This is a genomic window from Aurantivibrio infirmus (assembly GCF_054767315.1).
In genome coordinates, this window is sequence record NZ_BAAFSK010000008.1 from 68,668 (window position 1) to 81,337 (window position 12,670).

The 12,670-nt window shown below is 43.3% G+C and carries 11 protein-coding genes; all 11 read left to right on the forward strand.

Annotated features, from left to right (window positions below):
• Window positions 1–116 precede the first annotated feature (116 nt).
• On the forward strand, window positions 117–977 hold the full coding sequence (gene truA / locus ACYUCY_RS16855) for a tRNA pseudouridine(38-40) synthase TruA (protein WP_460227697.1): 861 nt from the start codon (window positions 117–119) through the stop codon (window positions 975–977).
• A 163-nt stretch (window positions 978–1,140) separates the two neighbouring features.
• A complete protein-coding gene (locus tag ACYUCY_RS16860; protein ID WP_460227698.1) occupies window positions 1,141–1,833 on the forward strand; it encodes a phosphoribosylanthranilate isomerase in 693 nt (230 codons plus the stop codon).
• 65 nt (window positions 1,834–1,898) lie between these two features.
• Window positions 1,899–3,116 (forward strand): tryptophan synthase subunit beta, encoded by a 1,218-nt coding sequence (trpB, locus tag ACYUCY_RS16865; protein WP_460227699.1) that lies wholly within the window; start codon window positions 1,899–1,901, stop codon window positions 3,114–3,116.
• A gap of 38 nt (window positions 3,117–3,154) precedes the next feature.
• The gene (gene trpA / locus ACYUCY_RS16870; protein WP_460227700.1) at window positions 3,155–3,961 is read left to right on the forward strand and encodes a tryptophan synthase subunit alpha; all 807 of its coding nucleotides are present in this window, start codon (window positions 3,155–3,157) and stop codon (window positions 3,959–3,961) included.
• A 20-nt stretch (window positions 3,962–3,981) separates the two neighbouring features.
• Window positions 3,982–5,307, forward strand: coding sequence for a bifunctional tetrahydrofolate synthase/dihydrofolate synthase (folC, locus tag ACYUCY_RS16875; RefSeq protein ID WP_460227701.1), 1,326 nt, complete (start codon window positions 3,982–3,984; stop codon window positions 5,305–5,307).
• Window positions 5,308–5,355: 48 nt separating this feature from the next.
• A complete protein-coding gene (locus ACYUCY_RS16880; protein WP_460227702.1) occupies window positions 5,356–5,982 on the forward strand; it encodes an SPOR domain-containing protein in 627 nt (208 codons plus the stop codon).
• 152 nt (window positions 5,983–6,134) lie between these two features.
• The gene (locus tag ACYUCY_RS16885; protein ID WP_460227703.1) at window positions 6,135–6,629 is read left to right on the forward strand and encodes a CvpA family protein; all 495 of its coding nucleotides are present in this window, start codon (window positions 6,135–6,137) and stop codon (window positions 6,627–6,629) included.
• A gap of 72 nt (window positions 6,630–6,701) precedes the next feature.
• Window positions 6,702–8,237 (forward strand): amidophosphoribosyltransferase, encoded by a 1,536-nt coding sequence (purF, locus tag ACYUCY_RS16890; protein ID WP_460227704.1) that lies wholly within the window; start codon window positions 6,702–6,704, stop codon window positions 8,235–8,237.
• Between the two features lie 108 nt (window positions 8,238–8,345).
• Window positions 8,346–9,266: an AAA family ATPase gene (locus ACYUCY_RS16895; protein WP_460227705.1), complete on the forward strand. Its 921-nt coding sequence runs from the start codon at window positions 8,346–8,348 to the stop codon at window positions 9,264–9,266.
• A gap of 94 nt (window positions 9,267–9,360) precedes the next feature.
• Window positions 9,361–10,371, forward strand: a complete 1,011-nt coding sequence (locus ACYUCY_RS16900) for a DUF58 domain-containing protein (RefSeq protein WP_460227706.1) — start codon at window positions 9,361–9,363, stop codon at window positions 10,369–10,371.
• 43 nt (window positions 10,372–10,414) lie between these two features.
• On the forward strand, window positions 10,415–12,412 hold the full coding sequence (locus ACYUCY_RS16905) for a transglutaminase TgpA family protein (protein WP_460227707.1): 1,998 nt from the start codon (window positions 10,415–10,417) through the stop codon (window positions 12,410–12,412).
• Window positions 12,413–12,670 lie beyond the last annotated feature (258 nt).

A 12,670-nucleotide genomic window follows, 5' to 3' on the forward strand; every position in this document is an offset into this window, starting at 1 on the left:
CCAATTCTGCCCTCGCTGGATGCTGTCTTACATATAGATTGGGGGATGCTACAGAGGGTTTTGAGCAGTTCTGGCAAATTAATGCGTTGATAAAATGAAGTAAAGTGAACGAATAAATGTATACGAGAAACTGTGAGCTAAAACCTGGGATGGAATTTCCCGAAGGAATGCGGAGAATGTGTTTAAGCCTTGAATATAACGGGGCGGGTTTCCACGGTTTTCAAGCACAAAAATCCAAGGTGAAAACGATTCAATCTAGCTTGGAAGAGGCCTTGAGCAGTATTGCCGATGAGCCGATTAAGCTTGTTTGCGCTGGCCGAACAGACGCAGGCGTACATGCAACCTCGCAAATTATACATTTCGATACTCTTGCTAGTCGGCCGGATAAGGCGTGGACTCTAGGCGCCAATGCGCGTCTTGATAGGGGTGTCAGTATCAAATGGGCGAAGCAGGTAACACCGAACTTTCATGCGCGGTTTAGTGCTAAGGCGCGCACCTATCGTTATTTGATATTTAATCATCCTACTCGGCCAGCCTTACTTTCTGATCAAATTACCTGGCAGAAGAGGCCCTTAGATTTTTCAAAAATTATCGCTGCCTCAAACAGTTTATTAGGTGAGAAAGATTTTAGTTCGTTTCGCTCTGCTCAATGCCAGGCACGTAATCCGGTTCGCACGATCCATCACATTAAATTCGCACGATCGGGGGACATTGCTGTTATGGAGGTAAGGGCAAATGCGTTCCTTCATCACATGATACGCAATATCATCGGTGTTCTATTCGCCGTCGGCGCCGGTGATAAGCCGCCGAATTGGGTTGAGTGGGTATTGGACGCTCGGGACCGCACCAAGGCAGGAGTAACCGGCCCTCCTCATGGACTGTATTTGACGGAAGTGGAATACGATCATGAGTTCGGTTTGCCAAATAATGATCCGGGCCCTTATTTTCTACCTGCCGAACTTGATTGGATCAGTTAAACATATGCACAGTTGTGCAGCAATTGACGCCAGATTCTGTTAAAATCCGCTGCCTTAGCAATATCACCAATTCCTGCTCTCGTCTCGACCACTGGTATTCCCGCGACCTTCGATATGCGGATGTTATTTACGTTTTTCGAGAGAAATTTAGCGATACATTTTCATGAAAGCACCCACCCAAATTAAAATTTGCGGATTAACGTCTATTGATGTGGCGAAAGCGACAGCGGACCTAGGTGTTGATGCTATTGGCTTAGTGTTTCACGAAGCTAGTCCAAGAAATGTAGACATAAAACTTGCGGTGGAAATTGCTAGAGCAGTGGGACCATTTGTTTCGATTGTGGGTTTGTTTGTTAATCGAGAAAAACAATTCGTCGACAATATTTTAAAAGAAGTACCTTTGCATATTTTGCAATTCCATGGCAAAGAAACACCAAGCTATTGTGAGCAATTTAACCGGCCGTATTTAAAAGCGATAAAAGTCGCGATGAAATCTGATGTGGAGTCGATTGAGTCTGTTCAAAACTCAATTTTGGAATCATCTAAAATTTATCAACAAAGTTCCGGAATTTTGTTAGATGTCGATAGCAGTAAAGGCGAAGGTGGCACCGGCGAATTGTTTGATTGGGCTTGTATTCCCCCGGAGTTAACCAGTGCTAAAAATAGCGCCGCGCCTACAAGCGCGTCGAAATGGGTATTGGCAGGCGGTCTGAATCCAGACAATGTTTTGTCTGCAATCGAGCAAACTCAACCATTCGCAGTTGATGTAAGCAGTGGCGTTGAGTCGTCCCCGGGTCAAAAAGATATTCGAAAAATAGAATCGTTTGTCGCAAATGTTCGAAAATCTGAGTTGTAAGCATGGCGCACCGCTAAAATATTTAGATTTGTGTTAATTGAAATTAATCTTATTCTGAGGAATCGATGACAAAAGAGAAAAGTATTTATAGACGTTTGCCGGATACGGATGGCCATTTTGGAAAATTTGGTGGCCGCTTTGTTTCTGAAACGTTAATCGAGGCGCTTGATAATTTAACTGCCTTATATGAGCGACTTAAAAATGATCCGGAATTTCAAGCTGAAATTGATAGTGATTTGTCTCACTACGTGGGCCGGCCTTCGCCTCTTTATTTCGCAAAACGTTTAACCGAGCAATTTGGGGGTGCCCAAGTTTATTTAAAACGTGAAGATCTGAACCACACAGGCGCGCACAAAGTAAACAATACAATTGGTCAGGCATTGTTAGCGAAGCATACCGGAAAAAAACGGGTTATCGCAGAAACCGGCGCTGGCCAACATGGTGTGGCGACCGCAACGATTGCGGCACGCTTAGGTTTGGAGTGTCATGTTTACATGGGCGCAGAGGATGTTAAGCGTCAAGCACAAAACGTTTATCGAATGAAATTATTAGGCGCAGAAGTTATTCCGGTAACATCGGGATCGCAAACCTTAAAAGATTCTATGAACGAAGCGATGCGTGATTGGGTGACTAATGTTGACGATACATTTTATATAATCGGCACGGTCGCCGGGCCTCATCCATATCCCCAAATAGTTCGAGATTTTCAGGCCGTAATTGGCAGAGAAGCAAAGCAGCAATGTTTCGATCAAACGGGTCGATTGCCTGATGCGCTTGTTGCATGTGTCGGCGGTGGCTCAAATGCGATCGGATTGTTTTATCCATTTTTAGAAGACGAGTCTGTAGTTATGTATGGTGTTGAAGCGGGCGGACTTGGCGTCGACACGGGTAAACATGCAGCTCCTTTAACCGTCGGTATCCCCGGAGTACTGCATGGTAATCGTACCTATCTGATGGAAGATGAAAATGGTCAGATCATTGAAACCCATTCAATTTCCGCTGGTTTGGATTATCCAGGCGTAGGCCCAGAACATTCTTGGTTGAAAGACATGGAGAGGGTTAATTACGTGGCTATTAATGATGACGAAGCGCTGGAAGCATTTAGAAATACCACTCGGGTAGAAGGCATTATTCCCGCGCTAGAATCAAGTCATGCTATGGCTTATGTTAAAAAGCTCGCGCCAACAATGGATAAAGACAAAATTATCATCGTTAATTTGTCGGGTAGAGGAGACAAGGATCTTCTCACGGTTGCCAATATCGATGGTGTGAAAATTTCTTAATTTATTAGTAAACGAATTAAACGTAGAGAAAATATTTAATGAGTCGACTCACTCAATGTTTTGAAAATTTAAAAAAAGAAAACAGCAAAGCTCTCGTGACCTATGTGGTTAGCGGAGATCCTTCGGCTGAAGCAACGTTGAAAACAATGCATGCGATGGTGAAAGGTGGCGCTAATATTATTGAGCTAGGTGTCCCATTTTCTGATCCAATGGCCGATGGGCCGACGATACAATCGGGGCATGAGCGTGCGTTAAAAAATAAGATGAGTTTAAAAAAGACCATCGATTTAGTTGCTACATTTCGAGAAAGCGACAAGGAAACGCCGATTGTACTGATGGGCTATCAAAACCCCATCGAAAGGATGGGTGTTGATACCTTTGTTGCGGCGGCAGCGAAGGCGGGTGTCGATGGGTTAATTTGCGTTGATCTACCACCGGAAGAATCTTCAGAGTTGCAAGAAGCCTTAAACGGGTCAGAAATCGACAGCGTTTACTTGTTAGCACCAACCACTACTCTAGAGCGGGCCAAAAAAATTGTCGCCTGCGCGAGCGGTTTTTTGTATTACGTTTCTTTCAAGGGTGTAACTGGCGCAGCGCATTTAGATGTGAATGCAGTTAAGAAAAAACTTGACGAAATCCGTAGCGTTTCTTCCTTACCGATATGTGTGGGGTTTGGCATTAAAGATGGTGAAACCGCGAGGGCAGTCACAGAGTTTGCCGATGGTGCAGTAGTCGGCAGTTTGCTGGTCGATGCTATGGGGAAAAACGCGGAAAGAGATTCTGATGAAATTTCTCGTGCCGTTGAAAATTTGGTGGCGCCAATCCGCTCCGCGATGGATAAATAACTTAATTAAGTGCGATGTGAATGGAAGGTAGCGTGGTCAATCACAATCATGAAACCCTCGGAGATTGGCTAGCCTGGTTAGAAACCCTCCATCCGAAGAATATTGAACTTGGTTTGAGTCGGATTCAAAAGGTTGCGGATAGGCTCCAACTTAGCGAACAGATCGCTGCGAATAATTGTTCTATTACAACGGTGGCGGGTACGAATGGTAAAGGTTCTTTTGTAAGGACGCTGGAAAGCTTGTTAATAGATTCAGGTGAAACTGTTGGTGGATTTACCTCTCCTCATTTTCTTCACTATAACGAACGTATTAGAGTAAATGGAAAAGATGCGTCGGACCGCATTATTGTTGATGCATTTCAAGAAATAAATGAAGCGCGACAAGATACATCGCTTACATATTTTGAATTCGGAGCATTGGCTGCAGTCTTGGTGTTCCTTAAAGAAAAAGTTAAACATATTGTCTTAGAGGTTGGTTTAGGAGGTCGACTGGATGCGGTCAATATTTTCGACGCTGATATCACAGCCATAACATCTATTGATCTCGATCATCAAGATTGGCTAGGAAGCACCCGAGAGCTTATTGGTTTTGAAAAAGCAGGGATTTTTCGGCCCCGTAAACCAGCAATTGTTGTCGATGAGGATATACCCAAATCGATTTTGACTCACGCCAAAGCAGTCGGCGCAAACTTATTCATAAAAAATAAAAACCTGGATTGGGTTATTAATTCAGATACTTGGACATGGAAAGGGCAAAACCTTAGCGAGCGTTCAGCTGAAATAGATAAAGATCAATTCATAGTCTTAAAAAATTTGCCTCTACCTCAACTACCGTTGCCTAGCGTGGCTGCTGCTCTTCAAGCTTTCGTATTGTTAGGTGGGAACGTAGAATATGCAACGATCGCAAAAAGTTTATCGTCTCTTTCGTTAATGGGTCGATTTCAACAGCGGCAAATTAAAGGGCGAAATTTTGCCCTCGACGTTGCACATAATCCTGCAGCGGCGAAATACCTGGCGAATAAACTAGAGTCGTTGGCAGTAGGAAAAGTCATCGCTGTTTTTGCGGTAATGAATGACAAGGATTATTTGCAAATAATGGGAACCTTGTCGAAAGCGGTTGATTATTGGATGGTTTGTGGTTTACAAGATATCCCGAGGGCAGCGACCAGCGATGATTTAAAAAAGGCCCTCAAGGCCTTGGGTCTAGCAGGGGAGTCGTTTTCGACAGTAAAAGATGGAGTTGCCGCCGCCCTAGATCACGCGACGAGAAAAGATTTAATTTTAGTACTGGGGTCTTTTTTTACTGTTGCTGAAGTGTTGTCTGAAGAAGGCTTTACGAGTGCTTAATATTTTATTTAAGATTTTAAATGTTTATACCAAGCGAGGTAAAACAGTATGGATGATGGATTAAAGCAACGTTTGATCGGGGCGATTGTATTGATTGCCATCGCAGTTTTATTCGTACCATCCTTGTTTGAAAAAAGCAGTCAACGAACTGTTGATTTAAGTACTCAAATCCCCGAAAAACCAGATCTGGTGACAGAAATCCTTGAGCTCCCTGAACCCGTTCGCCCGGCGAACGTTCCCCCCGCGCCTACTATCGAGCGGGTGGTGGATAGTGAACCGTCGCCATTGCGTTCGAGTGAAGCAGGCTCTTCTAACACTTCTGAAAATGAACGTGAAAATGAAAATGAGGAACAGCTTGCACAAGAAAGTCCAAGTAAGCCAATTGCTGAAGGAAATACTGCACCAGCTGATAGCGTATTAGATAGCGATGGTGTGCCCATCTCCTGGTCTATTCAGGTTGCCAGCTTCAAGTCAAAAGAGCGGGCGCTAGCCTTGATCGATAAGCTACAAGCAGATGGTCATAGAAGTTATCAGCGAGAATTTACCAGTGCTCAAGGACTCGTATATCGGGTTTATGTGGGCCCTAAAATAGATAAGCAGCTTATTTTGGATGCTAAAGCGAAGATAGATAAAAAATATAATACATCGGCGATTGTCTTAGAGTTTAAGTCCTAGCTATGTTGATAACGCCAATATGAGTATTTTCTCGCAGCCGTTGATTCTACATTCTTTTCCCTTTAGCATACCCGCTCCTATGGCCCAGGGTCCTTATGTCCGAATATGCTTTCGTACCAGCGACCGTAACGTGGTAGTCCATTAATTCGACTATGAATTGGGCAGATTTAGCCATTCTCGGTATCCTTCTAGTTTCGAGCCTTATTAGCTTAAAGCGGGGCTTTGTGAAGGAGGCCTTGTCACTTGCAGCTTGGGTTGCGGCATTTGCCATCGCACTGTTTTTTCGCGGTCCCCTCGCGACACTTTTTGAAACCTCAATACAAACTCCCTCTATCCGTGAAATGGTGGCATTTGCGATTTTGTTCGCGACGACATTAATCGTGGCCGCTATGGTTAATTATTTAATTGGTGAAATCGTTAAAATGACGGGGCTGAGCGGTACTGACCGATTGTTTGGCATGATGTTCGGGGTGGTTCGGGGGGTTATTGTTGTTATGGCGATCTTACTTTTGTTGCCACCAATAATATCCATCGATCAAGATAGTTGGTGGCGTGAATCGATACTTATCCCACATTTTCTTTCAATGGAAAATTGGTGTCGGGAAATAACTAGCATTATTGTGGATTTTGTACTTGGCTTATTTTAAACGCCGAGGTTTTTAATGGTATGCGTCCACAAAGACGACAAATTTAATGATAGCAGTGAGGAAATTTAAACGATGTGTGGCTTAGTCGGTATTGTTGGAACGAGTGATGTCAATGTGCGTTTATATGACGCTTTGACCGTACTACAACATCGGGGCCAAGATGCCGCAGGAATTGTCACCTGTGCTGGTGGCAAAATTGCCCAGCAAAAAGCAAATGGTTTAGTAAAAGATGTTTTTAATTCCCGACACATGCAGCGGCTAGCGGGTAAATTTGGTATCGGCCATGTGCGTTATCCTACTGCTGGTGGCTCCGGCCCAGCCTTTGCTCAGCCATTCTACGTGAATTCACCTTACGGTATTGCTTTAGGGCATAACGGTAATCTCACTAACATGAAAGAGGTGAGCGAAGAGCTTTTTAAAACGGATTTGCGACATTTAAATACAGGTTCGGATTCTGAAGTTTTGCTTAATGTTTTCGCTCACGAATTACAGTCGCTTGGCAAGCTAAAACCGACTGAACAAGATATTTTTACGGCGATTACGAATTTACATAAACGTGTGCTTGGCGGCTATGCCGTGATTGCCTTGGTGGCAAATTATGGAATTGTCGCCTTTCGAGATCCAAACGGTATTCGTCCTTTAGTGTTTGGAAAAAGAAAAAGTGACAAGGGTACAGAGTATATGGTGGCATCTGAAAGTGTCGCACTCGATGTACTTGGTTTTGAACTAATGCGTGACGTTCACCCTGGCGAGGCGATTTTTATAAGTACAGAAGGTCAGCTCTACACTCAACAATGTGCAAAAAGTTCAGCTCAGCACCCTTGTATTTTCGAGCACGTATATTTTGCTCGGCCCGATTCCATTATGGATGGTGTATCAGTTTATAAAGCGCGGTTGCGACAAGGAGAGCGCCTAGCAGCTAAGATTTTACGTTTACGTCCTGATCACGATATCGATGTTGTCGTGCCCATTCCCGATAGCAGTCGGGTCGCTGGCCAAGCTTTAGCTTATGAGCTCGGCGTTAAATTTCGCGAAGGCTTAGTTAAAAATCGTTACATTGGTAGAACTTTTATTATGCCCGGCCAGCAACAGCGTAAAAAATCTGTTCGTCAAAAACTTAATGCGATTGATTTGGAATTTAGAGGCAAAAATGTTTTGTTGGTCGATGATTCTATTGTGAGAGGAACGACTTGTCAGCAAATCATTCAGATGGCGCGAGAAGCTGGAGCCGCAAAAGTGTATTTTGCATCTGCTGCGCCAGCGGTTAAATATCCAAATGTTTATGGGATAGATATGCCCTCCGCCAATGAATTGATTGCACACAATCGTAGCGATGAAGAAGTTTGTAAAGAGATTGGCGCCGATTGGCTTATCTATCAAGATTTAGAAGACCTTATACAGGCATCTAAAGAGGGTAATCCTGAAATCACCGAGTTTGAGTGCTCCGTGTTTACTGGAAAATATATTACCGGCGACGTTAATTCACGATATTTGGCAAACTTAGATGCTGAACGAAACGATCAAATGAAAGCAGTAAAAGATTTGGATTTGGACAGCGATGATAGCGGCGTTGTTGGTTTGTATAATGATTCGGCAAGTGCAGGTTGAAAAAAATCTAAATACATGATGAGACCTAACATATAATAAATAGTATGCGCGATGTAAAAACGTTCAATCGGGAATAGAGAAACAATAGAAGTAGATCAAGGCAAATTTATGGAATCTGTTTTAGAACGTATCGTTAATCAAGTCGGTACGGTGTTATTGGGAAAAGAAGATTCAGTAAAATTATCACTTGCGTGTTTGTTATCTCGGGGACATTTACTGATTGAAGATTTACCGGGAATGGGCAAAACGACTTTAGCCCATGCTTTAGCAAGTACGCTTGGCTTGTCTTACCGGCGAGTTCAATTTACCAGCGACATGCTTCCCGCGGATATTCTCGGCTTTTCGACATTCGATCGTGAAAGCAATCAATTTAATTTTCATCAAGGTCCTATATTTACTCAGATATTGCTGGCTGATGAAATTAATCGCACCACACCAAAAACTCAGAGTGCTTTGTTAGAAGCGATGGAGGAAAGGCAGGTTACCATCGAAGGTGAAACGCGAATATTGCCAAGCCCATTTTTTGTCATCGCTACACAAAATCCAAACACCCAGTCTGGTACATTTCCCTTACCTGAGTCTCAGCTCGATCGGTTTTTAATGCGGATTGAATTAGGATATCCAGATGTCAGTGCAGAACGCGCTTTGTTGGAAGGATCGAATCCAAGAAAAGTTTTAGAGTCGATGACAGCCTGCACAAGTCTGGAAGAGTTTTCCAAATTGCAAATAGAGGCAGAGCAGGTGGCGGCTTCAGCTAGCGTTCTAGATTACCTCCAACGTTTGGTTAAGTTTACTCGAAGTTCGCCTGAGTTCGCTTTTGGTTTATCTCCACGTGGTGCGCTAGCACTGCTGAGTACCGCGAAAGCATGGGCCTTGATCGATGGAAGACGTCATGTGATTCCCGAAGATGTTCAAGCTGTTACTCCAGCTGTAGTAGGGCATCGTGTTGCACAATCCGGTGATACAACTGATCACAATGGACTAGCGCTTGTTGATCGACTGCTCAATCAAGTCGACGTGTTGGCTTAGTAGTAAATGAAATAAAAGAAATTTAATTCTTTGTTTTCAATTTTTGGCCCTATCACGAATGCATATTCTGCTAAAGGTGTAATTAGAGCATCGAATGAAAAGTGTTTCGGAAGGCCAGAATAAAACGACAGTATTCCCACAAAAATTTCGACGTGGTATTCCTAAACGCCTGCAACAACGATTTTGGGCGTGGATTGACGCTCGTCGTCCTGCATCAAAAACCCACTGCTTAGATCGCAACTCCCTGTTTATTTTCCCTTCTCGACAAGGATTTTGGTTTTTAGCGCTTGACGTGATGTTGTGGCTAGTTGGGACAAATTACGAAAATAATTTGGTTCTAGCCTTGGCATTTTTACTGCTCACACTTTTTATCGTCTCGATTTTACATACCTTCGCGAATCTATCTGGAATCACAATTCAGTTGCAAGGCGCAAAACCTGTATTTTCTGGTGAAACAGCTGAGGTTTCGCTATTTGTTTCTAGAGAAGGTAGTCGAGGTCGAGACAATATCCAATTTCGCTGGTCACAAGGCGATACGGTTTTAATGAGTTTGCTAGATAATACAGAAGAAAAAATTCAAGTATTTTCTCCGACACAGGGACGAGGTTGGTTTAATCCGGGAAAGTTGGTTGTCGAAACTTATTTCCCATTGGGAATAATCCGATGTTGGACCGTACTCAATATGGACTGCAGTATTTTGGTTTATCCACAACCTCATAAGGCGAGTATGCTCCCTAAAACCGTTTCAAATTTGGAGGAGGGTGAGATCTCTTGTTCCCAAGGAAGTGATGAATTTTCAGGTTACAGAGAATACCAGCAAGGTGATTCGCTAAAAAATGTTGCGTGGAAACATTACGCTAGAGGGTTAGGGATACATAGCAAAGAATACTCGGCGTATGTAGACCACCGAGTATGGTTGGAATGGGATTCTCTGGGAAATATTGGCGTAGAAGAAAAGCTGTCTCGTTTGTGCTATTGGGTCTTAGAGATATCGAAAACCGACAAAGAGTTTGGCTTGCGGTTGCCAGGCATCGAAATACCACCAGCGGCAGGTAAGGAACACGAGCTACGCCTACTGAAAACCTTAGCATTGTTTCAAAAATAATAAATTGTAACGACTATTTGAAATAATCATTGGAGCCTTTTAATTGACAATACTTTATCAGATCCCGAGAAATAGTCTCGTTTGGTTGCTGCTTTCTCAGGTCTTGTTGATTATTCCCCACATCCAAAGATTGCCACCTTGGTTGATCTTCGCATGGATGATCACTGTTGCCTGGCGAATACAAATACATCGCGGTTTGTGGTCCTACCCGAACCGCTGGGTAAAAATAATAATTATATTAATCTGTCTTGTAGGTTTAATTAGCGAATACGGTCGTTTATTTGGGCTTGAGCCGATGATCGGATTGTTGGTCACCGCATTTATTTTAAAATTATTGGAGATGCAAAGAAAACGCGATGCGTTAACGCTGATTTATTTAGGTTACTTTGTTGCCGCGACGCAATTTCTATTTTCACAAACTATTTTCACCACTGCTTATATTTTTATTGTTGTCATTATTAATACCACGGCGTTGATAGGACTGTATCAAAGTGGTGGCCATAAATATCCTTGGCGCGGTTTAAAGTTGGCGAGCACATTAATACTGCAGAGTGTACCGTTAATGTTCGTTTTGTTTTTGGTTATTCCAAGGTTTGGGTCGCTTTGGGCAGTTCCTCAACCAACGGATACGGGTCAAACGGGGGTCAGTGATTCTATGTCTCCCGGTGATTTCAGCCGCTTGACGAAAAGTGATGCGATGGCTTTTCGTGTTAAATTTAAAGGTCAAACACCGCCAAACGCTTCTCTCTACTGGAGGGGATTAGTTTTTTCTGAGTTCGATGGGCGGAGTTGGTCTCAAGGTGGTTTTCAAGGTTGGAGAGGCGGCGCACCGATTAACTGGCTGCAAGATGAAAAAGCCGCTTGGCGAAATAGGATTGTGCTAATTGGTCAAGGTGTAGAGTATGAAATTATTCTGGAACCTACGCAGCAAAGTTGGCTTTATGCATTGGCTTCCGCAGAAAGTCAGAATTCTTTTATAGGCTTAACTCGAGACAACCGATTGGTTAGTCGAACTCCAATTAGAGTCAGGACTCAATACACAGTTAATTCGTTTTTACGCTATGAGTTTGAAAAAGATTCCCTTTCAGTTTCAAGAAAATTAAACGTACTAGAATTACCGCAAGGGTTTAACCCCGTGTCTATAGGGCGCGCAAAAGAAATGAGAATGGCGGTAACGAGTGATCGCGCTTTTATCGAAGACGTATTACATTATTTTAACCAAGAGTTTACTTATACCTTGGAACCTCCGCTACTGGGTAATCATAGTGTTGATGAGTTTCTATGGGAAACTAAGAAAGGATTTTGTGAGCATTTTGCCAGCAGTTTTGTGGTGATGATGCGAGCGGCAGGAATTCCTGCTCGTGTTGTCGTTGGTTATCAAGGAGGGGAGCTTAATCCTATTCAAGATTTTTTAGTGGTTAGGCAATTAGATGCACATGCATGGGCTGAGGTGTGGTTGGAAGGTGAGGGCTGGGTACGGGTTGATCCTACTGCGGCGGTGGCGCCTGAACGCATCGAGTCTGGGCTGAGCGCATTGAGCTCAGATGAGTTTGGAAGGTTTGGCGGTATTCTTTCACTGAACAATTACCGACATATTAATTTACTGAATTCCTTAAGGTTGCGATTAGAAGTCTTGGAATACAATTGGCACAGCTTGGTGATGGGCTATGACCAAGAATCTCAAGCCGACGTACTTAGGAAGCTGCTTGGGGAAATAACAGCGCTACGTATTGCCATTCTGCTTTTGGGGGGTGGAGGCTTGATGTTACTGGTTATCGGTCTGATATTTTTTCTCAATGGCGGGAGAGCGGTAGTAAAAGTGGAGGATAAGATTTACCGGAGTTTTCTAAAGAAGCTGGCGTCGAAAGGTATCAAGAGAAATATTGGTGAGGGCCCGAGGGCTTTTGCGCAGAGAGTTTCAAAGGAGTATCCAGAGTTGTCCAACCAGCTTGGGCAGGTAACTCGTTTTTATGAGGCGGTGAGTTATCAAGGGGATACCAAGCAAGTCAAAATGCTGAAGTTGGCAGTGAAAGAGAGTTAATAAAAAACATTATAATTCACGCTTAATTGATTGAAATACAAGGATAAAAATTCAATAGGTGTTCTTTTTATGAGATTGCAATTGTTTTTAGCTGATATTCATCGAAGGTTTGGATATCATGCAGTTTGAATGCCCCCAAGAGGGGCATTATTTTTAACTATGGACTTGTTGGCGTATAAATCAATGTACCCTCGCGACTAGTCAGCTGTTTTACCCGTGGTTCAACCTTGACCTTAAATAAGCAAACACCCGGGTCTC

Bases quoted from the DNA above. Each gene is read 5' to 3' on its own strand.
- truA (WP_460227697.1), top strand. From the start codon at position 117: ATGTATACGAGAAACTGTGAGCTAAAACCTGGGATGGAATTTCCCGAA.
- ACYUCY_RS16860 (WP_460227698.1), top strand. From the start codon at position 1,141: ATGAAAGCACCCACCCAAATTAAAATTTGCGGATTAACGTCTATTGAT.
- trpB (WP_460227699.1), top strand. From the start codon at position 1,899: ATGACAAAAGAGAAAAGTATTTATAGACGTTTGCCGGATACGGATGGC.
- trpA (WP_460227700.1), top strand. From the start codon at position 3,155: ATGAGTCGACTCACTCAATGTTTTGAAAATTTAAAAAAAGAAAACAGC.
- folC (WP_460227701.1), top strand. From the start codon at position 3,982: ATGGAAGGTAGCGTGGTCAATCACAATCATGAAACCCTCGGAGATTGG.
- ACYUCY_RS16880 (WP_460227702.1), top strand. From the start codon at position 5,356: ATGGATGATGGATTAAAGCAACGTTTGATCGGGGCGATTGTATTGATT.
- ACYUCY_RS16885 (WP_460227703.1), top strand. From the start codon at position 6,135: ATGAATTGGGCAGATTTAGCCATTCTCGGTATCCTTCTAGTTTCGAGC.
- purF (WP_460227704.1), top strand. From the start codon at position 6,702: ATGTGTGGCTTAGTCGGTATTGTTGGAACGAGTGATGTCAATGTGCGT.
- ACYUCY_RS16895 (WP_460227705.1), top strand. From the start codon at position 8,346: ATGGAATCTGTTTTAGAACGTATCGTTAATCAAGTCGGTACGGTGTTA.
- ACYUCY_RS16900 (WP_460227706.1), top strand. From the start codon at position 9,361: ATGAAAAGTGTTTCGGAAGGCCAGAATAAAACGACAGTATTCCCACAA.